Origin of the sequence: Flavobacterium sp. ov086, assembly GCF_900187965.1 — a bacterium.
GTDB lineage: Bacteria > Bacteroidota > Bacteroidia > Flavobacteriales > Flavobacteriaceae > Flavobacterium.
Map to the genome: position 1 here is coordinate 1 of NZ_FZNL01000039.1, position 24051 is coordinate 24051.

A 24051-nucleotide genomic window follows, 5' to 3' on the forward strand; every position below is an offset into this window, starting at 1 on the left:
ACTCAGACCAAGGATGGCAGTATCAAATGAAACAATATCAATATTTATTAAGACAAAAAGGAATCAGACAAAGTATGTCAAGAAAAGGAAATTGTCTTGACAACGCTGTAATAGAAAATTTCTTCGGAATAATAAAATCAGAACTTTTTTATCTTAAGAAATACAGTTCAGTTAGTGAATTAAAACAAGAAATAATTGAATATATAAATTACTATAATAACGATAGAATAAAACTAAATCTAAAAGGAATGAGCCCGATACAATATCGAGCTCATTATTATCAAACTTAATTATAAATTCGTCTAAACTTTTGGGTGCAGTCTAGCATTACTGTGGGACTTTCTATTTTATAGCTCTCTAATTTTTAATAAACTTCATACTTGAACTTCCTTTATCTGATTTTACTTTTATAAAGTAATTTCCTGTTCTAAGTCTCGAAACATCAACAGTAGAAATCGATTTTGCATCTGGAACCGCAATAACCAATTGTCCTAAAATATCATAAATGGATAATGATTGTATTTCTATAGATTGATTTGTTGCAATATTCAAACTATTACTAGTAGGATTTGGATACAGTGCAAAATAATTAGAAAATTCAAAATCCTGAGTCCCTAATGTTTTAAATGTTGATGTTGCTTTATTGGTCAAAATGGGGAAATTATAATCAAAATAAATACTAGCGTCATTTGTGAACGAATCGCCTGTAACCAATGTTGGTTTTGTTTTTATTTTGAAAGCAATATAACCATCATTGTTTGCGTCATCAAAAGGCAGATTAATATTTTCGAAAATAAACTCCACTTTGTTTTCTTCCGAAATTTTGGTTACAAAAGAATGGCTTGAACTTGTTGGAATTAAAGTTGAAATATCAAACTTAGATAAATCAATCATATCTTTCACCACAATATTCTGAGCAGAATATGTTCCTGTATTCTCAAAACGAATCATATAATGTACATACTCGCCTATTAAGTTTGGAGTGATTACATCGCCTTCTAAACATGTTTTGTCATTAGGGTCAAAAGAACCTACGGTTCTTTGGTTTAAAGTGAAAGTACTATCATTAGGACTTTCATCTTTGCCTTGTGATGAAATTGAAGCTATAAATTTTAGAATATCTCCGTTCTTTACCGCAGGTGTATCAGTTGGCTTATTTATCTTAAGCGTAAACGTTATTTCTTTATATTCGGTTGGCTTTAAATTATTGAAATTCCAGGATAAATTATTAATATCTTTCTTTATTAAATCAGTGTCACTACTGATATAGTCTAAAATAGTGTCATCAAAGTTTAGATTCACAGAACCTGACTGAATGGTATTTCCTTTATTTTTATAAACAATTTTATATTTCACATCAAAACCCGGTCTTGCCGCTTCTAAGGGAATTAATGTAATTTCTAAATCTGTATAAGTACCAATAGGCGTGATACAAAAATTTTGTACCAATGGGCTCGATTGCGTTGGGAAAACAACCGTTGCATTTACTGGAGAAATATTAAAATATTTAGGATTTTCCAGAACTGGAGTTATAGTAAATGTCCCTTCTTGAACCGGAATACTAAATATCCCAGATGCATTAGCAACCAAAGTTCCTGTATCTATGCCTTCTGTAATATTATATTTTAAATATGAATAACCTCCATCCTCTGCATCACATCCATTTGTATCACTATCAATTTTGGTAATACCTTTAATTTCGTAATTTGCTCCACCTGGTCTAAAAGTACAATAGGAATTAATTTCGATTGTTGATAATGACATCCCGCTAAGTTCAACATTAGATTTAAAAGAACTATATTGATTGTTTTCAACACAAATGTATTTTAAACTAGGATTACTGTAAAAGAAAATATCTGACGATTTCCATTCATAACCATTTTTCGCAATTAAACCAGTCAAATTGTTATTATAGCAATGTAATAATGTTAAGTACTTTTTGTCTGATACATCCAAAACACCGCTTAATTTATTACGAGAACAAATAAGACTTTTAAGTTTAGTACAGCTGGATAAATCTAAAACAGCAATATCATTATAGGAACAATTTAATTCTTCTAAATTACCTAATCCTTCCAATTCAAGTTTTGATATATGATAAGGTGTAGTTTGATTTACAGTTGAGCCACAATTCAATATTTTTAAGGAAGGCAAATTTTTCAAGACTAAAGTAGTTAGTATAGTCCCTTTAATTAAAAAATCTTCTAATTTATTTAGTCCCGATACTGATAAATTCACTAAAGATGTTCCATCTAAAACAAATGTCTTAAGATTTGGGCACCCAGATAAATCTAATGTTGTTTTGATACCATTACTGCAATCTAAATATTCCAGATTTGTAAGCCCCGTTAAAAGTATTGTATCGAAAATCGTTGTTTGGCAACTTAATTTTCTAAGATTTGTTAAGCCAGTTACATTTAAACTTTCCATGTAATTATCATCACAATTTAACTCTTCTAATTTTTTTAACTGAGTAACATCTAAATATTTAGCATTACAACTTCTACAATTTAAATAGGTTAGATTTGTAAAATATTCAATTCCATTCATTCTTCCTGAAGTGAAAAAAAATTCTTTCTTATCAAAATCATCCATATTTAATTGATATACATTTAGTGCTTCGCTAACCTGTATTTCTCTATCATTATTACTATCGACTTTGATATTATTTCCGTCCTTATCCTTTGCTATATTTGAATCAACACTGGTATAGTAGACCAAAATATCTTTAAAATCGCCACTATCTGTGAAAATAATATTTTGCGCACTCAGATTGCTTAAAAAAATAAAAGGTAAAACTAAAAAGTAGAGTTTCTTCATATGTTAGATTTTTAAACAAAAATAACTTTTTAAGACTATAACACAACTTTATTTGTTAAATTTTCTTAAAATAAAAACTATAGCGCAAAAAAAAGTCCCACATTGCTGTGGGACTTTCTATTTATAAAAAACTTAAGAATTATTTTTTCTCAGTTTTTTCCATTTTAGCTTTTAATGCAGCTAATACATCATTGTTATCTCCTAAAGTTGCAGCTGGTGCATTTGTAGATGATGCAGATGAAGTATTTTCAGTTGCAGCTTTCACATTTTTCTCTTCTTCTTCACGGAAGATAGCAGTGTGAGAAGCAACTACTCTTTTGAATTCTTTGTTGAATTCGATTACTTTGAAATCAGCAGTATCACCTTTTTTCAATTTCTTTCCGTCTTCTTTTTCAAGGTGACGAGTAGGAATGAAAGCAACGATATCATCTCCGAATTCTACAGTAGCTCCTTTGTCAACGATTTCAGAAATTTCACCATTGTGGATAGTTCCTACAGCGAAAGAATCTTCGTATTGATCCCAAGGATTAGCAGTAGTTTGTTTGTGACCTAAAGATAATTTACGTCCTTCAACATCTAATTCTAATACAACTACATCAAGTTTCTCACCAACATTTACAAATTCAGATGGGTGTTTGATTTTCTTAGTCCAAGATAAGTCAGAGATGTAAATTAATCCATCAATTCCTTCTTCTAATTCTACGAAAATACCAAAGTTTGTAAAGTTTCTAACGATACCTGTATGTTTAGAACCTACTGGGTATTTAGAAGTAATATCTGTCCATGGATCTTGAGTCAATTGTTTGATACCTAATGACATTTTACGGTCATCTCTATCTAAAGTTAAGATAACAGCTTCAACAACATCTCCAACTTTTACGAAATCTTGTGCAGAACGTAAATGAGTTGACCATGACATTTCAGAAACGTGGATTAAACCTTCAACACCTTCAGCAACTTCGATAAATGCACCGTAATCAGCGATTACAACTACTTTACCTTTTACTTTATCACCAATAGTTAAATTAGCATCTAAAGCATCCCATGGGTGAGCGTTTAATTGTTTCAATCCTAATTGAATTCTTGTTTTCTCATCATCGAAATCAAGGATTACAACGTTTAATTTTTGGTCTAATTCAAGAACTTCACTTGGGTGGTTGATTCTGCTCCAAGAAAGGTCAGTAATGTGAATTAATCCATCTACACCACCTAAGTCAATGAACACACCATAAGAAGTAATGTTTTTAACAACACCTTCTAATACTTGTCCTTTTTGTAATTGACCGATGATTTCTTTTTTCTGTACTTCGATATCAGCTTCGATAAGCGCTTTATGAGATACAACAACGTTTTTGAATTCGTGGTTAATTTTTACCACTTTGAATTCCATCATTTTGTTTACATATACATCGTAGTCTCTAATTGGCTTAACGTCAATTTGAGAACCAGGTAAGAAAGCTTCAATTCCGAAAACGTCAACGATCATACCACCTTTAGTTCTGCATTTTACAAAACCATTAACGATTTCTCCTGTTTCGTTTGCAGAAATAACTCTATCCCATGATTTAATAGTACGTGCTTTTCTGTGAGATAATACTAATTGACCTGTTTTGTCCTCACGGATGTCGATTAATACTTCTACTTTGTCACCAACTTTTAAGTTTGGGTTGTAACGGAATTCGTTTAAAGAAATAACACCTTCCGATTTTGCGTTGATATCAACGATAACGTCTCTATCTGTAATTCTAACAACTACACCTTCTACTACTTCTTCTTGATCTGTAGCGATGAAAGTTTTTGAAACTAGTTCTTCGAATTCTTGTAAGTTTTTCTCATCTACTGCATCAATTCCTTCTTGGAAGTTATGCCAGTTAAAATTTGCTAAAAACTCTTCTTGTGATTTTAATTGTTCAGACATGCTGATAAAAAATTTGTATTCTGTTTTTCTCGAGTTTCTTAATGCAGTAGAAAAAACAGAAGTTGTTTTACATAAATAGTTGATACCTAAAGGAAACTCTTCTTTGCCAAAAGGACTGCAAAATTAATACATTTATTTGTAATAGCAAAATAATTATAAATGATTATAACGCAATTGTTCAGGAGCACAACTTGTAAGATTTTTCAATACCTTCACTCCCGCTCTCGCCTATATCTTTTTATATCTAAAAAGCCATAAAAAGAACACCTCCCGAAGTCTCGGGACCATCGGGGCTAAACCAGAAATTATGTGACCACAAGAGCTCTTGCCCAAACAGCCTGAAATTCTGTCCTTTTACAACTATAACCCAAAGGCTAAGACGGAAGTTTGTCAATTTCTAACAAACTATACACTTCCTTAACTCGATAGAGGGAATTCTACAATTTTGTCAATTTCGACCGGAGGGAGGTCCCGGCGATAGCGAACAGATGAAGTAAATCACAATAAAGACTATGCAAAATACTTCACCAATCTTTGTCGAATCCCGAGTGTGATTTCTCCCTTCGGTCGAAATGACAATATTGTGTTTAAGCTTTGCGGTTTTGCTTCCAAAAGCTATTGAGATGTTTCAACCTCAATCAATTTAAGCATAGCCCAAGGTTTTTACCTTGGGATTACGATTGAAGACATTACAGATTACGCCAATCAATTCCCTTCCAACGGTTGAAACCATTGGCAATGCATTTCAATCATAATCAATTTTAATCAAAACCTGCATAGCCATGAATTTTAAAAAACAATAAAAAACCAAGAAAGACACACTGCTGTGCGTCTCTACAAAAAAACTTTTTTCCTCTGAACCTTTGTCCCTTTGAACCTCTCTAAAGAAACCTTTATAAAAAAATAAACCGACAGGGTTTTGACGCCTGTCGGGTTTACTCATCTGCAATATCATGCAAAATTCAAGAACTGGCATTCTCTCCCCTTACAAAAAACAATATAACAAATAATGGAATCTTTAAATCGAGATATCAATTACACTAAACCAGTTTTAAAAACAAGCTTAATTTCCTGACACCTCATTATTATTTTTTAAACTTTAGTCTATAGCAATACTTTTTTTTATTAAAGCTATAAGTTGTTTTTTCTTCTTTAGAAATCACCCACCTCTCATTCCTGCAGTGTTGCAGGAAATGAAAAGCGCATGACTTTTATTTATTTTTTGCTTTAGCAAAACTTAGTTTGTCTTAGTTTAAAGAGACAGAACGCTTTCGGGGTTTTGTGTTCTAAAAAAATAGTAAAGACCGCTAAATTTTACTACGCCTTATTATTAATTTTCTGAAATACAACGCACTGTTTTTGAAAATGCAATATCAGTAGCCTGATTACTTGAAGATGTAGAAAGAACCATAAAATAATTTGCAAGCCTCGTAATGTTATAGTTAATACCAGTCGTACTAGACCAATAATTTCCAGTTCCATAATAATTATATCCCCCTGAGGTTGATAATTGACCTTTATAACCACGATCTGTTGTAGCAGGAAGCATTAAATTATTTCCAAACATAGATCCTGTATAAAGAAATCCAAAACCAGCACTTTGACCAGTACCAACTACTTTTTTTGTATTATTAGCGGCTACCGCAAGCCATTCTAATCTACTTGGCACTCTATAACCTGAAGGACAAGGATCATTCGCTCCTTTTAACTTGTCATTCCAAGCAGTATCATACATCGTATATGCCGCTTGTGTAGGTTCTGGGTAGTATGCGTAAACAGGAAGATAAGGAGATGGAGCAGCTTTTGCAGCTGGAAGCTTACTTCCCCATCTATACCAATCTCCAGCTAAACCAGGGTTAGCCACCATTGGATCAAGACTTTCGTCAGCACCAAGGTTATAACACATAAATTCTTTCCAAACATTAGGAGCCATATAAGCACCACAACAAGCACAATCCTGTATTCTTGCTGTTAGTTTTACTTTTACATCTGCACCAGTTCCGTTAGCATTATTATTGTAAATTACATATATATCCAGTTTTAAACCATTTGTTGTAGTTCTACCAAAAGCCGCACCTGTACCAGCACCATTTGTGCTGCTCAAAGTGTTTTTATATACTATAGTTGCTGTAACAGGAGCTGTTACATTAAGAGCTGATTCGTTACCGTTATTAGTAATCGATTTTACAATAGCACCTCCTAAAGATTCTACATAAGCAAAACGAATTTTACTTACTTGGCCGCTTGGTGTAAATGTATAGGTTTGTGTGTTGGTAGCGGTCTGGCTAAAATCTGCTTTCAAAGCTACACGAGATGCCAATGCCACACAAGAACCACCATCATTGCTTTCGGCAATATCAAAACATGTTTTACCGCCCAATGTTCCTGTACCATCCGGCAATGTAGCCGGGTTAGCATTTGCTGTTACCATAAATACCGGTGAAGTTCCTGTTGGGTTACCTGTACAACCATTAGTCACGATACAATAAAAATAAGTTGTACCTGCTCCAGACGGAGTATAAGTATATGTTTTTGAACTAGTACCCACCTTGGTACCGCCTGTAGTGCTTGCTGTTGCATTGCTATACCATTGGTATGTTTCGTTTACCGCAGAGGATACTGATACTACTACATTAGCACTTGATCCTGCAGTTACTGTTTGAATAGGATCAGACTGCGCTGTAAGCACAGGTGTAGGACATGCATTGTTCATGGTAATTGTTGCTGCTATTTCAACTGATTTACCACAGCTGTTTACAGCAGTTACCTTAACGGTTAAAGTTGCACTACTTGTTCCTGAAGCAGGAAGCTTGACAGAAACACTTGCTCCTGAACCTGTAACCACAGCTCCGCTATCAGCAGTCCATGTATAAGATACTGCAGGACCAAACTCAATAGCAGTCTGCAAACTAACAGAAGTTCCATAATTACCTGATGCAGGTTTAGAAACCCATGTAAGTACCGGTAAGTCAGAAACATTAGCTGCAATTGTTTTTGTAGCCACAGTACTTGAACATCCAGCCTGAGTAGTCACCATACCTGTATATACTACACCTGGTGTAGTTACAGTAATAGTTGGTGTAGTCTCTGCCATTTTTATACCATCTTTATACCAGGTATAGGCATAGGTTCCTGCCACAGCCGGCACCAAAGTTAAATCTGTAGTACCGCCGCAAAGCACAGAGTTTCCTGTAATATTAGGCTGTGCCGGTGCACCACCTGTTGTAACACTTTTATCTACTACATTTACCTCTTTAGAACAAGTTGCACCGCTATTATCTGTAGCCACTAAACGTAACGTAATTTTAGTTAAGTTAGTTGGTACTATAAAAGGATTAGAACTGATAATATCATTACCATTGTACCAGGTATAAGTAATACCATTCTTTTGGTTGGCAACACTTAAATCTAGTGATCCGCCTGCACAAAATGAATTAAAAGTACTTAAAGCCTTTCCGTTTACCAGTGCATCAGAATCATTAAGGGTTACCTGCCCTGTTGCTGCACTTTTAGTAATAGTAATACTATTAGAAGGTTTAGAATAACAGCTTCCGTCTTTTATAGCCGCAAACCATTCTCCTACACTTGAATCACCCGTTAAGCTTATTGTTGGTCCAGATTGTTTTTCTACACCGTTTTGTAACCATACTACATTTGCAGTGTTTCCTGTTGCTGTAAGCGTTACAGGATTGCTTCCGCATAGAACTCCATTGTTAGAAGCAATAATTGATGTAGCCCCAGATGCCGCTGTAGCAGATGTGGTAACATTGCGCTCATTTGCAGCATTGGTATTACAGCCAACAGCTCCCATAGAAACATTATATTTACCAGCCTGATTAGCGATATAAAAAGAAACGCCGCGAGCTACCTCTACACCATTACGGGTCCAGATTAATTTATCAAGATTTGCTGTATTAGCAGGAACTGCTAAATAAGCAGATCCTCCGGCACATAATGACAGGTTAGTACTTGCCGGGCTTATTGTTGGCACTGCATAAGACATAGAAGTACAATTTACCCCATTTTGAGAGAATAAAAATTCTTTGTATAAACTTGTACAGGTACTTGTAACACGTACCAAAATAGTACGGGCATTTACGTTTGCATTTTCATTAAAAGCAACTTTAAATGATCCGCCTGCATTATCTACATCATACAAAGTAGCATACTCGCCGCCTGCTACTATAGTGATAGTAAATGGTCCTGTAGGACAATCTACGTCTGCTACTGTAAAGGTCTGGTTACAGCCAGTTCCGTCTGCTGCCACACCAATACAAGGTGTCGGGCTGATAGTGGTTTGTGATGTACCATCACATAAACTCACCCAGCGAGAGCTGTTCCAATACTCTACACAACCGGTAGTGCTATTGTAAATGGTAAGACCATTACCAAGTGCATTGCCTTTTACAGCAAAAGCATTACGCTGGGCTGTAGTCATTTGAGGCAGTCTAAGCCCGCCAATATTTGCAAGCTCTAAGACAGAAAACGCCTCAGGATTTTTTTTGCTTCCTATAGAAGCTTGTGCATTTATATTTACTGAAAATAACATGGCTGCAAAAAAGAACCATATATAAAATATTTTTTTCTTCATTATTTAAATTGTTTAAAATTCTGTAATCCTAAATCTTAGACAGAATTATAATAACATGATATTACAAGAATAATTCTAGATTTTTTTTTTAATCTTTTATAATTTGCAAAACAGTTCAAAACAAGCTTTAAACAGTCATAAATCTGTTGCCTGAAAATCATTTACCATACAAGGAAAACTATTTGCATAAAAGATTTTGCAACTGCAAAAAATGCTTTTGGTGTTGCTTATTTTAAATACTCTTTTTCATAGCCATTTTTATTTATTAATATTTTTAAAAAATTTGTTTTTCCCGTAAACTACAATCGCTTACTTCTGCATTCATAACAAAATTTAATTCCCGGAAACATTAAATTTTATTAACCGCTAAATTTTAGTCTTAAACAGGAAAAAACCACATTCAACAAAGACACATTTTTAATAGAAATTCTATAAAACAAAATGTGTTCTTTTTTTTATAAAAGAGCTCTGTTTGCCTTTTAAAAACTCACAAAAAATTGTTCTTAAAATTTAGAAACCTGATGCTCTATTGCCTTTATGGCTTCATTATTTAGCTTATTATACTCGGCTTTTATCATGTCAGAAACTAGTCCTGCCCTATCACCCCGAATCAATTTTCGGATATAGTCAAAAGAATACCCGTACCTTCTTTTAATAATCTTTAGCACATCTTGATTATAACTTGGTTTTGTTTTTATATTTTTGTCCATTACCTTGTTTGTATTAATGTCGGGACAAATGTATTAAGATATTTCTTAAACAACAAGGAAAATGTAAGATTTTTTCTAAAAAAAAATGATTGATGACAGAGAACACGATAAAAAGAATTAAACTATATCTTGATTTTAAAAGCGTTAGAGTCAGCTCTTTCGAGCGAGAAGTGGGGATGTCGAACGGTTCCTTTGCCAGTCAATTAAAAAATAACAAAACAATTGGACTGGATAAATTAGAAAATATCTTAAAAATTTACACTGATATTAACGTCGAATGGCTCTTAACCGGCGACGGAAACATGCTTAAATCGGATATTTCTTCTCAGAAAAACGTCGAGACTCCTAAAAAACAGGAAATATTTCACGATATAACTCAAATTCCGCTTTATGATATTCAAACCATTACAGAAATTAGCGATCTATTTGATAAGAATGAAAATCAAAGTCCTGTAGATTTTATCAAAATTCATAAAATTTCAAATTATGATGGCGCTCTCTACATGATTGGCGACAGTATGTATCCTTTGTTGAATAGCGGAGATATTGTTATTTATAAAAAGATAAACAATCCTATCGAAAATATCATATGGGGCGAGATGTACCTTATATATGTAAACAATGATGGGAATGAATCCTTTTTTACAAAATACATAAAACAATCTGAGCGCGAAAACTATGTAAAACTTGAATCTCAAAACCCACACCACCAAACTGTCGAATATCCTATAACAAGTATAAAGGCTCTTGCGTTGGTAAAAGCAAGTATCAGAATTAATGCATTGTGACAAAAAAGGTTCTGAGTCCCTGAGATTCTGAGTTTTTTTTAGCTTGAAAGATTCTTGCTATAAAACATCAATTTTATAGATGTTCTGATAAATCGTAAAATTGCAGACACTTCTCTATCATCCTGAACTTGGGATAACAAAAATGAGTTGACAAGTTTTAGACATAAACTATTGTCTATATACTATTGTCTATAATTTATTTTTACATCTTTATTTGAGTTTTAAATCTTAGTAAGGCTTTAGCTAAATCAAAATGTATTTGCATAAAAATTTTCTTTACTTTTAATACTTTCTAAAATCTTGAATTTCCGGAAGAAAATTTTTAGATAAATGGCTTTAAAAAGGATAAGCAATAAATGAAAGAAAACTTAAAAAAAATCTCAATCCCTGTAATATTTCTAATTCTTGTATTGCTTTTTTTTAGTTTTAAAAAAACATACAAAGAATACACTGATCGCAGCAAGATCAATTCAAATGCAAAAATAACCAATGGATACATTACAGACTATTACGAAATTGAATCTGTCAATTATTTAGAATATCATTATACTGTCGATGGTGCTATTTATAGTAATGAAGTTTCATCAAACCTATTATATAAAAAATGCAAAGACGATCATTCGTGTATCAATAAAAAAATATATGTAAAATATTACGCCAATGATCCTTCGATAAGCATACCTATATTAGATACTGTTTCAAATTAAAATTATTCAAATAGAAGAATTTTTGTATTTTTATTTCATGACTTGGACACTCGATCAAATAAAACAAAAAGTTGATTCGTTTCATCAAAACGGACAGACTCTTAATGCTGTTTATTGGCTTTTAAAAAAGTACAATCTCAAAAGCAAAAATCTAAAAGGTTTTCTATTTAGAGAAAAAGCAAAACCCGACTTTATCTTAATGACTACTGAAGGTGAATTTGGAGAACCTCAAATTATCAGAATTCCTGAAAATACTTTCGAATTTCCGATAGAATTAATGCTTATCCTGATTGCCCACGAAATGGTTCATGTCAATCAAAAAACAACAAAGCCATATGTTCTGGATAAAAACGAAAGAGAATGGCAAGCTTATTACGAAATGAATTTTAATATTTTGTTTCCGCAGCTTCCTGAAATTTCCAATTTCCATAAAAAGTTTTTTGCTCAAAAAGGTCTTGAATACTATAATCGAATGGGCGAAGGTTCTGAACTTCAGCAAAAATACGCCGATCAGAAAAAGCAAGTTGAAGATTTGATTGCTTCTTTAGCGTAAACTCTAAAAACAACAAACCCGATAGATTTTAAAAATCTGTCGGGTTTGTTGTTCAAAATTACCTTCCTCAAAGTTATGAAACTTGCAAATTCTGATTTTCAATTTTTACATTAAAACTTATTTCAGCTTTCAAAGCTTTAAAAACTTTAATTATCGTATCAATTGTTGCACTATTTGCGCTACTTTCTAATTTAGAAATTTGAGCTTTTTTTACACCAATCAATTCTCCCAATTGTTCTTGAGTTAATTTCCTTTCTTTTCTTGCCGTTTTAATCATTCTTCCTAAAATATCCATATTAAGCTCATATTCATATTGATCTCTTTCTGACGTACCTATTGTACCAATATATCGATCTTTCATTTCCGAAAGAGAGTATGATTCTATTGCTGTCTTTTTTTTCATAATTTTATTTTTATTTATTTTCAAAATAATGATTTCTTATTTTCTTAGCTCTTTCAATCTCATCAAGAGGAACTTTATCTACCTTTTTTATAAAACCGTGAGTTGCAAGAACTAAAGTTTGCTTATTATCCATTTTATCCCAAAATGCTAACAATCTAATTTGAACACCACCAAACCTCACTCTAAATTCCCAAATCTCATCTTTCAGTTTTTTAAACAATCTCGGATCGCGATTCTTCTCTGCTAAATCAATATTGTATAATAGTTTGGTGATCGTTTTTTTATCAAGTTTTGACACAAATTCATCTGCCTCTTTTAAAAATTTTGTTTCGAAATACTTCACTTAAATTAGATATAACAAAAATACCACAAAAGCTTCTAAAATTAGAAACTTTTGTGGTATTTTTTATGTTTATTAAAAATTCTTTATTCTAACATTTTATCAAAAAAAAAATAATATTTGATAAACCTAATTTTTTAATGACTCAAATTCTCAATTTCTTTTGGATCATGTTTGTATTTAAATAAAAACACAAATAAAATTAAAATTACAAAAGCATATCCAGCAAATGAAAACCAAACCTCTGGCCACTGAACTCTTTTTCCAATAGTAAAATAACTTACTGTTCTTCCTGCAAATTCACCACCTAAAATAGCGCCAATTCCATTGGTCATCAACATAAATAGTCCTTGTGCACTTGATCTTATTTTACTATCAGTTTCTCTCTCAACAAATAAAGAACCCGAAATATTAAAGAAATCAAAAGCCATTCCGTACACTATCATTGATAAAATAAGGAAAATTACTCCTGAACCAGGATTTCCAATTCCAAATAAAGCAAAACGCAACACCCATGCAATCATACTAAATATCATCACTTGTTTAATTCCGAATCTCTTTAAGAAAAATGGTATAGTTAAAATAAATAATGTTTCTGAAATTTGAGACAATGAAATTATAAATACTGAATGCTCAACTCCAAAAGTACCATGATATTCTGGATTAGAACCAAAATCCCTAATAAACGTATCACCAAACATATTTGTAACTTGTAGTGCTGCACCTAATAACATTGCAAAAACAAAAAATACTGCCATCTTTTTTTGTTTAAACAATACGAAGGCATCTAATCCAAATTTACTTGATAAAGATTGATTTGAATTTTTATTTTCTGCAGGAACATCAGGCATTGTAAAAGAAAATAAACCCGTAATAATCATTGCTACTGAAGCAAAAATAAATTGATTTGTGTTTGATTTCCAATCTGTTAAATCAGTAACCCACATTGCTATTATAAAACCTACTGTACCCCAAACACGAATTGGAGTAAATGCTTCTTGTACATTAAATTTGAATTTATTTAAAACTGCATAACTAACAGAATTATTTAAAGCTATAGTTGGCATATAGAAACAACTAGTTGCAAAAATAACCCAATACATTTCGGTTGAGTTAGTTGCTTTTGTAGCGAAGAAAATTGCTATTCCAGCAATTATATGAGCAATACCTAAAACTTTTTGAGCACTAAAGTATTTATCAGCAATTATACCTAGCAATGCCGGCATAAATAAACTTGCCCAGCCCATTGAACCATATGTTCTTCCAATCGACAAACCAACACTACCTCCTTCTAATGGGCCAAAAACCTGCCCCATGTAACCTCCTAATGAAATCAACCACACTCCCCAAACAAAAAATTGGAGAAAATTCATAATTGTCAGCCTTAATTTAATTCCCATATGATGAAATTGTCTTTTAGTAAAAATGAAGCGGTAAAACTACCATTAAAAATGATATCTACAAAAAATTAAACAGTTTTAACAACATCATTTACTAATTCTAAAACAGCCGAGAATTGTTCTTCTTTATTTAAATAAGAATTATCAATTTCTATAGCATCATCTGCAATTACCAAAGGAGAATCTTCTCGGTGTGTATCGATATGATCTCTTTCGACTACATTTTTCAAAACATCTTCATAAGATACATTATCGCCTTTTTGCTGCAGCTCATCAAAACGTCTTTGTGCACGGGTTTCAGCGCTGGCAGTCATAAAAATTTTAAGCTCTGCGTCAGGAAAAACTACGGTTCCTATATCTCTTCCATCCATTACAATGGCTTTATTTTTACCCATTCCCTGCTGTTGTTCCACCAATTTGGAACGCACTTCTGAAACTTCAGCTACTTTACTTACAAAATTAGAAACTTCGATAGTTCTAATTTGTTTTTCAACATTTTTACCATTCAGAAACATCTCGGCAAAACCAAGATCAGCATTATATTTAAATTCTAACTGAATTTTTGGAAGTGAATCAATTAAACTTTTTTTATCAAAGAAATCAGCTCCAATAAACTTATTTTCCATTGCAAAATATGCAACAGCACGGTACATTGCTCCAGTATCAACATAAACATATTCTAACTCTTTTGCTAACTGTTTTGCCAAAGTGCTCTTTCCTGTTGATGAGAATCCATCAATTGCAATGGTAATTTTTTTCAATTTTCTATTTTTTAAATTTTAATTCCTTTTATGCTTTAATGCGACATTAGTAATAAATACTCATTATAATATCCGAGTCAGAACTGTCAATTATTTTTGATACTCTTTCAAAATATCGTTTATTAACCATGGGACAGCCATAACTGTTGCAAATATAGCCATCTTTCTCTTTATACGGAACATCAAAATAATAATGAAAAACAATATCCCGCTCAAATGCTTTGCTATTTGTTTTATCTAATCCGTACAATTTATAAGCTTTCCCGAATTTGCCTTTATAAGGATTTCCTATAGCATAGTTCCCCAGTGAAGTACTTAATGAATTAGGAATATTACTAAATTTTAGTTTTCCTTTAATGCCGGTTTCAGATCCTGAACCATGTGCAACTAATCCTTTATCGATAATTTTATTTTCTTTCAGATCATAGATAAAAAAGCGATTCTTGCCGGAAGGAATTTTCATATCAATAAAAAATGCAATTCTGTTATTATATCGTGAATTACTCTTAATTAATCTCTTAACTTCATTGATTTTTATTATATCAATTTTCCTTTCAGTTGAGGAAGTTATTTCTTTGTCTTTCCTGAAAATTTTATATCCAATAAAAAACAACAGCAATACAAGAAAAACAAAAAAGATCTTCTTCATAGGATATTATTTCTTTGATTAGATAAAAATCAGGATTAAAAAGGATGTTGTGATTTCAAAAAAAATGCTGTTGAAAAAATTGACAACAGCATAATATTTTATTTTTATTGAAATGGTATGTGATAAAAGTTCTAGTAATAAATGTCTAAAATTATATTCGACTTAGAACTATCAATTATTTTTTCGATTCGTTTAAAGAATTGTTCATTTACCATTGGACAACCATGGCTGTTACTGATATAATAGTCTTGCTCGTCATAAGGAACTGCCGAATAATAATGCAAAACTATGGCTCTTTTGAAGGCGTTATTATTTGTTTCATCTAAACCATTTAGTTTATACGATTTTCCAAAACAACCTTTGTAACATTTTTCGATAGAATATCTGCCTAAAGCGGTGCAGTTAGAGTTTGGTGTATTGCTAAATCTTAAACTTCCTTTTACTCCGGTTTCAGATCCTGAACCGTGCGCCACAAGCCCTTGGTCAATAATTTTATTGTTTACTAAATCATAAACAAAAAAACGATTTTTACCAGATGGTATTCTCATGTCTACAAAAAAAGCGATTTTAGTATTGTATTTGGGATCAATACTCATCATGTTTCTTATTTCGCTAACTCTCGTATTAATCCTTTCTATTTCTACACTTGTAATAGAAGTTTCTTCCTTGTAGTAGTGTTTTGAACCCGTTAAAAACCCTACAGTCATAAACAAAAACAAACTAAATATTTTCATATAACTATTGAAAATTTAAAATTAGACCAAAAAGACTCGTATTTGCAGCCAATGTATATCTCGAATATGAATAATTAAACTTTAACTTATTCATTTTTAATCCAAATCCTAATGAAACTCCAGAAAAATTACGTTGATCAGCCACTCTTAATTCCTCTCCTCTTCTAAAATTATATCCTAAACGCAAATTAAATGCTCTTTTGGGGAAAAGCTCCACACCAAAAACAACATGTCTTAAAGCATTATTTACAAACGAAACTTTCTCATTACTTGTTGATCCGTCAATGCTGGTTTCTCCACGAACGGGGTTTGAAAAAGAAATATTCCATTGTTGTAAATTTTCCAACGAAAGATGCCAACGGATTGGGACGTGCTCTAATTCCTGAGAAACTCCTGCAATGATTTCAAATGGTAATTTTTCCTGTATTCCTGAATACGTTGTAAACTGTGTACCGATATTGCGAATTACCAACGCCAAATTTACGTCATTTTTTTCAATTATATACAAAAAACCTAAATCTATTGCACCTCCAATAGAATTATAACTTTCTAACGTTGAAGTTATTAACTTAACATTTGCTCCAACATGTATGTCTGTGTAAGGAATATTATAAGCATACCCTAACGATAATGCACCTTCACTTCCTGTAAAGCTTGATGTTGCCTGACCATTTTCGTCATATCCTTCAAATGAGCCATAGTTTACATAACTCATGCCTGCATAAAATGTTTGAACGTGTCTGTCGTAAGTATAGGCATATGAAGCAGTTCCATAAGACGCTTCGCCATAATAACTTCCGTAATTCATTGCCAGATGATTGTCCATATCTTCATTTAATGCTGCCGGATTTGACATGACCTGATTCACGTCTTCATCATATATTGTAATCGTTTCCCCGCCTAAAGCAGCTTGTCGCGGAGAAGTCGTTAAATTTAAAAACTGATAAGTATATCGACCTCCTATTTGCCCGTAAGAAACCAAACAAATCAGACTAAAAAAAAGTAAAACAAATCGTTTTAACATGCTTTTGGGGCGATTCCTATATGGGAATAACGCAAATGCGAAGATAAAATTATATAACTAACAAAAAATAAATTCCAATACAAAAATTCCAAATTCCAATTGAAATGAAAATTATAATGAAAAAGTCCAAATTCTAATTAAATTCCAATGTCATTAAGTTAAAGGGAAATCTATAAAATTACTTAACAGTTTAATCAAGAAAGTAATTAGAAAAATCCGTTTCTATCAGCGTTTTCGCTTTAGCGAATCCGTGAAATCAGTGTCTAATTTTGACGCGGATAAAACAGATTTACTTCGTAAAAACGCGGATAAAAACAGGATTTAACTTGCAATAATTTTATTTTTTAAAAGCTTAAATTAATAACATTGCGCTTCGGGAGAAGCCCACGCAAGTAACTCGTTTAATGAAATTTTACCGCAAAGTTCGCAAAGGATTACGCAAAGTTCACAAAGTTTTTATTAATTACGCTTTGCTTTGAGATCGCAAAGGAATCGCGCAAAAGCTTCGGCACCAAATCCCAATTAAATCCCAATATTTAAATTCCAAATTCCAATTATAAGTGAGACTAAATTAAATAAAAAATCCAAACTCCAAAACTGAGTCGATCAGATTGGAATTTGGATTTTCAAAATATTGGAATTTACTTTAAAGTCTTTATTTTAAAGTCTTTGCATTTTTCACACTTTGATCTGTTAAAGCTAAAGCTAAAACTTCACTCATTTCTTTTACGTAATGAAAAGTCAAGCCTTCTAAATATTCTGCTTTAATTTCATCAATGTCACTTTTGTTTTCATGACACAAAATGATTTCTTTAATACCTGCTCTTTTTGCAGCTAAGATTTTCTCTTTGATTCCGCCAACTGGTAACACTTTTCCACGAAGTGTAATTTCCCCTGTCATTGCTAAGCTTTTCTTCACTTTCTTTTGCGTTAACAAAGACACTAAAGAGGTTAACATTGCTATACCGGCACTTGGCCCGTCTTTTGGCGTTGCTCCTTCCGGAACGTGCAAGTGGATGTTATATTTCTGGAAAAGCTCTACATTTAAACCTAACTTTTTAGCATTGGCTTTAATATACTCTAAAGCAATTGTCGCCGATTCTTTCATGACATTACCAAGGTTTCCTGTAATTGTCAATGCTCCTTTTCCTTCAGAAATTAAAGATTCAATAAACAAAATATCCCCGCCAACACTTGTCCAGGCAAGACCTGTTACAACTCCTGCTATATCATTATTCTCATATTTATCACGCTCTAATCTTGGCACACCCAAAACGGTTACAATATCTTCGTCAGTTACTTTTTTATTGTATTCTTCGTCCATTGCAACTGCTTTTGCAGCATTACGAATCACCTGAGCAATTTTAGTTTCTAAGTTACGTACACCAGATTCACGTGTATAACCTTCTACGATTTTTTCCAATTGTTTTTTACCAATTGTTAAATCTTTGGTAGTTAATCCGTGCGCTTCTAACTGTTTTGGAAAAAGGTGTCTTTTTGCAATTTCAACTTTTTCTTCGATTGTATAACCAGACATTTTGATTACTTCCATTCTGTCACGCAATGCCGGCTGAATTGCTGACATATTGTTTGATGTTGCAATAAACATAACTTTTGATAAGTCATAACCCATTTCAAGGAAATTATCATAAAAAGCGTTGTTTTGCTCCGGATCTAAAACCTCTAATAATGCCGAAGATGGATCTCCACTATTTCCACTTGATAATTTATCAATTTCATCCAGAATAAAAACAGGATTTGAAGTTCCCGCTTTTTTCAAACTCTGAATAATTCGGCCTGGCATCGCTCCTATATAGGTTTTTCTATGTCCGCGAATCTCTGCTTCATCACGCAAACCACCCAAAGAAATACGCACATATTCACGACCTAAAGCTTCTGCAACTGAACGTCCAATAGATGTTTTACCAACTCCCGGAGGCCCTGTTAAACATATAATTGGCGATTTCATATCGTTACGAAGTTTCAATACTGCCAAGTGTTCAATCATTCTTTTCTTAACTTCTTCAAGTCCAAAATGATCTTTATCTAATATTTTCTGTGCATGTTTTAAATCGAATTTATCTTTAGAATATTCACCCCAAGGCAATTCTAAAAATAACTCCAAATAGTTGCGCTGAATTCCAAAATCAGGTGATTGTGGATTCATACGACGCATTTTTGACAATTCTTTTTCAAAATGTTTCTGCGTCTTTTCGTCCCATTTTTTGGTTTTGGCTTTAAGCCCCATTTCGTCCATTTCTTCCTCTTGCGAAACGCCTCCCAATTCTTCCTGAATGGTTTTCATTTGCTGATGTAAGAAATATTCACGTTGCTGCTGATCTAAATCAAAACGAACTTTTGACTGAATGTCATTTTTCAATTCTAATTTTTGCAACTCTACGTTCATGTAACGCAAGGTCTCAAGCGCTCTGTCTTTTAATCCGTTTATAGATAATAAACCTTGTTTCTCTTTTACGGATAAATTCATATTAGAAGAAACAAAATTGATCAAAAACGATTGACTTTCGATGTTTTTAATCGCAAAAGTAGCTTCTGATGGGATATTTGGACTTTCCTTTATAATTTGGATAGCCAACTCTTTAACAGAATCTAAAATAGCTGTAAACTCAGTATCATCTTCTTCTGGACGTTCTTCTACAACTTCTTTGATTGTTGCAGTGATATAAGGCTCTTCTGAAACTACTTCGTCAATTTCAAAACGTTTTTTTCCTTGTAAAATAACTGTAACATTTCCGTCAGGCATTTTTAAAACGCGCAAAATTCTGGCTACAGTTCCTATTTTATGGATATCATCTTTTGATGGATCTTCGTCTTCTTCATTAATTTGCGAAACTACTCCAATGATTTTCCCACCGGCATTAGCATCGTTAATTAACTTGATTGACTTGTCTCTTCCTGCTGAAATTGGAATTACAACTCCCGGAAAAAGAACTGTATTACGTAAAGGTAAAATTGGCAACGAAAGCGGAAGCTCTTCGTTATTCATTTCTTCTTCGTCTTCTGGAGTTAATAATGGAATTAATTCGGCTTCTGAATCAAATTCTTGAAGTGACAGATTGTCAATGGTGAGTATTTTATGGTCTGACATAATAATATATAAGTCGTTTTGTCATTAATTTTTTAATCCTTACTGCAAATATAACGTTAGCTTTATTAGTTTATAATAAAAACATACTAAGCAGTTCATTTACAATGCGGATGATTAAAATAGACAATCACTATGCCAAAAGACACAATGAAATTATCTAATTAATCAGCCAAACTAATAAAATCAAATTGTTTTACCAAAAATAAATCCGCTCAAGGCGGATTTATTATTTTAGTTGCTTTATTGATTTAATATAAAACACTAAAGCTTCCTTCTGTTATTTCATACTTTTCAGTTGTAGTATAGGTAATTTCCGTTGCAGAGAAGGTTCCGCTTATCGTTTTCTTTACTTTATCATGTTTTGATATAGTAATGGTACTGCCTTTTTTTGCATCAAACATGTTACCAGGAGACATATCTTTATTATATCTAATTGTATAATCTGTATCCATTGTACCTATGGTATATGTTCCTTCTTTTACATCCCCTGGTAGAAACAATGAAATATTTTCAAGACTACCTCTATTGCCTGTAATGGCAATTTTACCCATAGTTTTAATCGCGCTTACATTTGTAGCAGTAAAATCTTCACCATCAATTTTTGCTGAAAATTTGTTATTAGGCTGGATAATTGGTGCGTCTTCTTTATATGAGATTTTAGTAAATGATCCTTCTGTAATTGCTACTAATCCTTCCGCATCATCAAATCTCACACCTGTAAACTGAAATGTACCTGAAATCGTCTTTTTATCTTTGTCGATAGAAGTGATTTTTACAACTGCTGTATCATGATATCCGGGATGACCTTTACCTTTATCATTGGAGACACCTATATATGCCCATTCACTATCTTTTGCATAAGCAAGTGCGAAATTATTCTTGTCATCGGCATTATCTTTAAACGTGTAAGTTCCTACTTTGCTATTTGGCAATGTGATTTGAATCAACTCACCCGTAGCTGTTTTTAAGCCAGAAATAGCAATATAATCATCGTTGACGATTGCTTGAACTGTATTTGCGGTAAAAATTCTTCCGTCTACAGTTGCCTTAAAAACACCAGGACCTTCTATAATAGTATCTTTTCCAGAACCATTACCATTTCCTCCAATACCGTTATTAGACCCATTATAATTTCCACCATCCTCAAAGTCTCTAGTACACGAAGTAAAAGACATTCCTAAAGCAAAAAGCAAAAGAAACAAAACATTAATTTTTTTCATATTATCAATTTTAACTTACAAATATAGACTTAATAAATTGAAATAAAAATCTTACATAATATAAATTTACCCGCTTTAAAATTCAACATTCTGAGATTTTTTAAAATTATTATTAATAAAAAATTAATTATTTTTATAAAAAGTGTAACAAACCAAAAAAAGCCACGTCATTATAAAAAACTAGCAATCAAAACTTGAACATAACCAATCAAAATATCGAAGAATTAATCGCTCTTTGTAAAGAAAACAATCAGAAGGCTCAATTCGAAGTTTACAACCGTTACTGTAAAGCAATGTACAACGTGGCTTACCGTATTGTGAAGGACGAACATTTTGCACAAGACGTCATGCAGGAAGGCTTTTTGAAAGCATTTACAAAAATTAACGACTACAAACAAGAAGTTGCTTTTGGAGCATGGTTAAAAAAAATAATTATCAATTACAGTATTGATTTTTATAAAAAAAACAATGCTTTTCAAGTCGAAGATTTGAGCAAAACACTCTATAAAGTAGAAGAAAACGACAGTTTTTTTTCTGAAAATATAGATTTGAATTCACTTAAAGTAAAACAGGTTTTGGATACCATTTTATCTTTAAAAGATAATTATCGGATGGTTTTGACGCTCTTTTATATTGAAGGTTACGATCAGGAAGAGATTTGCGAAATTTTGAATATTAGTTATGCCAATTGTCGAACAACATTAAGCAGAGCTAAAGAGAATTTAAGAAAAAAATTAGAGGAAATATGAAAAAGGAAAATGACAATTTAGACGAATTGTTTAACAAGTTTGAAAATCAATGGGACATTCAGGAAATGAATTCTGACCATCAGCTTGATTTTTTAAATAAATTAAATAAAAAGCAATCCAGAAAGAAATATTGGTTTGTAACAGCTGTTGCAGCTTCAATTGTATTGATGTTGGGAATATCTGTTTTTTATAAAAATGACAAACCAAAAGAATTCAAGTTTGCCTCTAAAGAAACCCAAAGAACTGATTCTATTTTCAGCATTTTGATCGATAATGAACTTGTTAAATTAAAAGAGAAAAGTTCGCCTGAAAATGAGCAAATCATTAATGATGCGCTAAAGCAAATGAAAGTTTTTGATGCCGATTATACAAAAATCCTTAAAGAACTTCAGAAAAATGGCGAAAACAAACAAATCATTTACGCCATGATCAGTAATCTGCAAACGCGAATCTCTTTTTTACAAACTGTTTTAAAACGAATTGAAGAAAACGAAAATTTAAAAAACACATCTCATGAAAAAACATTATAACATACTTATTCTATTCCTTTTAATTCCGCTTTTGGGGTTTTCAAATGATGATAATTATATATCAAAACAAAAAAGCATCAAAAAAACCTACATCGTAAATTCGAATGCAGGAATTGATATCACGAATAAATATGGTAATATAACGGTATCTACCTGGGACGAGGATAAAATAGATCTTGACATTACGATCAAAGTAACGGGCGGAAATGAAAATTGGGTCAACGAAAGACTAAATAGCATCGATGTTGATATTACAGCACTTAAATCATTGGTGTCTGCGGTAACGAACTTAGGAAGTTCTTCTTTAAAAAGTAAAGGAAGCAGCAATAGTTTCGAAATTAACTATGTTATAAAAATTCCAAAAAATGGCTCGGTTAAACTCGAAAACAGATACGGAAATATCACCACTCTAAATTTAGAGTCAACAACCGACATTTCCTGCAGATACGGAAAAATAAATCTGGGAAGACTAAACGGATCAAACAATACAGTTCATATCGAATATTGCCAAAATTCAAATATTGATTACATCAAAAATTCAGATATTGAAGCACGTTATTCCAATTTAAAAATCAACGAATCCGGAAATATAAATCTTGATGCGAGTTACAGCGATTTGACTGTAGGAGATAGTCAGAATATTAAATATGATTGCAATTACGGAACCTTCAAATTTCAAAAAGTGAATTCTTTTTCCGGTTCGGGAAATTATCTCACTATCCAGATTTCTGAACTTTCAAGCAATCTGACTTCTAATATTACTTATAGCAAATTAAGTGTTGGTATTATAAATGAAAAAGCCGGTAATATCAATGTCAACTCAGGTTATTCTGATGTTTCATTGGGATATAGTTCAAATTATGCTTTTGATTTTGATATCGCAACACGATACGGTGGGATTAAAACGGGCGATGATTTAGAGATTTCTGTAAGTGAAAGCAAAAGCAGCAATAAAAACATAAGCGGTTATCATAAGAAAAAAGGTCAGAATAAAATTCAGATAAACTCAAATTACGGAAACATATCATTAATCAAAAAATAACAA

The 24051-nt window shown here is 32.3% G+C and carries 19 protein-coding genes; 7 read left to right on the forward strand and 12 right to left on the reverse strand.

The window, feature by feature from the left end:
- Positions 1–290 (forward strand): IS3 family transposase (locus CHB81_RS25555; RefSeq protein WP_141130436.1); only part of this gene is annotated, 290 nt, incomplete at its 5' end.
- Between the two features lie 67 nt (positions 291–357).
- Here the strand turns inward: CHB81_RS25555 and CHB81_RS25560 are convergent.
- From CHB81_RS25560 to CHB81_RS25575, 3 genes are all read right to left on the reverse strand, one after another.
- Positions 358–2820, reverse strand: coding sequence for a T9SS type A sorting domain-containing protein (locus tag CHB81_RS25560; protein ID WP_089354645.1), 2463 nt, complete (start codon positions 2818–2820; stop codon positions 358–360).
- Between the two features lie 139 nt (positions 2821–2959).
- Positions 2960–4738, reverse strand: a complete 1779-nt coding sequence (gene rpsA, locus CHB81_RS25565; RefSeq protein WP_089354646.1) for a 30S ribosomal protein S1 — start codon at positions 4736–4738, stop codon at positions 2960–2962.
- Positions 4739–6068: 1330 nt separating this feature from the next.
- Positions 6069–9329: a hypothetical protein gene (locus CHB81_RS25575; protein ID WP_141130464.1), complete on the reverse strand. Its 3261-nt coding sequence runs from the start codon at positions 9327–9329 to the stop codon at positions 6069–6071.
- Between the two features lie 802 nt (positions 9330–10131).
- Between CHB81_RS25575 and CHB81_RS25585 the strand changes: the two genes are divergently transcribed.
- The 3 genes from CHB81_RS25585 to CHB81_RS25595 all read left to right on the forward strand — a co-directional run bounded on the left by CHB81_RS25585 (position 10132) and on the right by CHB81_RS25595 (position 12087).
- Complete coding sequence (locus tag CHB81_RS25585; RefSeq protein ID WP_089354650.1) at positions 10132–10827, forward strand: S24 family peptidase; 696 nt, start codon at positions 10132–10134, stop codon at positions 10825–10827.
- A 356-nt stretch (positions 10828–11183) separates the two neighbouring features.
- A complete protein-coding gene (locus CHB81_RS25590) occupies positions 11184–11534 on the forward strand; it encodes a hypothetical protein (protein WP_089354651.1) in 351 nt (116 codons plus the stop codon).
- A 37-nt stretch (positions 11535–11571) separates the two neighbouring features.
- Positions 11572–12087, forward strand: a complete 516-nt coding sequence (locus tag CHB81_RS25595; protein ID WP_089354652.1) for a hypothetical protein — start codon at positions 11572–11574, stop codon at positions 12085–12087.
- Between the two features lie 73 nt (positions 12088–12160).
- On the opposite strand, the gene CHB81_RS25600 is transcribed toward CHB81_RS25595, so the two are convergent.
- From CHB81_RS25600 to CHB81_RS25640, 9 genes are all read right to left on the reverse strand, one after another.
- Entirely contained in the window at positions 12161–12490 is a 330-nt protein-coding gene (locus CHB81_RS25600; protein ID WP_089354653.1) for a helix-turn-helix domain-containing protein, read from the reverse strand.
- Positions 12491–12500: 10 nt separating this feature from the next.
- Positions 12501–12833, reverse strand: a complete 333-nt coding sequence (locus CHB81_RS25605; RefSeq protein ID WP_089354654.1) for a type II toxin-antitoxin system RelE/ParE family toxin — start codon at positions 12831–12833, stop codon at positions 12501–12503.
- 134 nt (positions 12834–12967) lie between these two features.
- Positions 12968–14230, reverse strand: a complete 1263-nt coding sequence (locus CHB81_RS25610) for a nucleoside permease (RefSeq protein ID WP_089354655.1) — start codon at positions 14228–14230, stop codon at positions 12968–12970.
- A 68-nt stretch (positions 14231–14298) separates the two neighbouring features.
- The gene (gene cmk, locus CHB81_RS25615) at positions 14299–14991 is read right to left on the reverse strand and encodes a (d)CMP kinase (protein ID WP_089354656.1); all 693 of its coding nucleotides are present in this window, start codon (positions 14989–14991) and stop codon (positions 14299–14301) included.
- 46 nt (positions 14992–15037) lie between these two features.
- A complete protein-coding gene (locus CHB81_RS25620) occupies positions 15038–15640 on the reverse strand; it encodes a murein L,D-transpeptidase catalytic domain-containing protein (RefSeq protein ID WP_089354657.1) in 603 nt (200 codons plus the stop codon).
- 131 nt (positions 15641–15771) lie between these two features.
- A complete protein-coding gene (locus CHB81_RS25625; RefSeq protein WP_089354658.1) occupies positions 15772–16374 on the reverse strand; it encodes a murein L,D-transpeptidase catalytic domain-containing protein in 603 nt (200 codons plus the stop codon).
- Positions 16375–16378: 4 nt separating this feature from the next.
- Positions 16379–17398, reverse strand: a complete 1020-nt coding sequence (gene porQ, locus CHB81_RS25630; RefSeq protein WP_089354659.1) for a type IX secretion system protein PorQ — start codon at positions 17396–17398, stop codon at positions 16379–16381.
- Between the two features lie 655 nt (positions 17399–18053).
- A complete protein-coding gene (gene lon / locus CHB81_RS25635; RefSeq protein ID WP_089354660.1) occupies positions 18054–20507 on the reverse strand; it encodes an endopeptidase La in 2454 nt (817 codons plus the stop codon).
- 248 nt (positions 20508–20755) lie between these two features.
- On the reverse strand, positions 20756–21727 hold the full coding sequence (locus tag CHB81_RS25640; protein ID WP_089354661.1) for a DUF6252 family protein: 972 nt from the start codon (positions 21725–21727) through the stop codon (positions 20756–20758).
- Between the two features lie 194 nt (positions 21728–21921).
- On the opposite strand from CHB81_RS25640, the gene CHB81_RS25645 reads away from it, so the two are divergent.
- From CHB81_RS25645 to CHB81_RS25655, 3 genes are read left to right on the forward strand one after another with little or no spacing between them, the layout of a single operon-like run.
- Positions 21922–22476, forward strand: a complete 555-nt coding sequence (locus CHB81_RS25645) for an RNA polymerase sigma factor (protein ID WP_089354662.1) — start codon at positions 21922–21924, stop codon at positions 22474–22476.
- Positions 22473–23006, forward strand: coding sequence for an anti-sigma factor (locus CHB81_RS25650; RefSeq protein ID WP_089354663.1), 534 nt, complete (start codon positions 22473–22475; stop codon positions 23004–23006). Before CHB81_RS25645 ends, CHB81_RS25650 begins: the two co-directional genes overlap by 4 nt.
- Entirely contained in the window at positions 22990–24048 is a 1059-nt protein-coding gene (locus tag CHB81_RS25655) for a hypothetical protein (protein WP_089354664.1), read from the forward strand. Before CHB81_RS25650 ends, CHB81_RS25655 begins: the two co-directional genes overlap by 17 nt.
- Positions 24049–24051 lie beyond the last annotated feature (3 nt).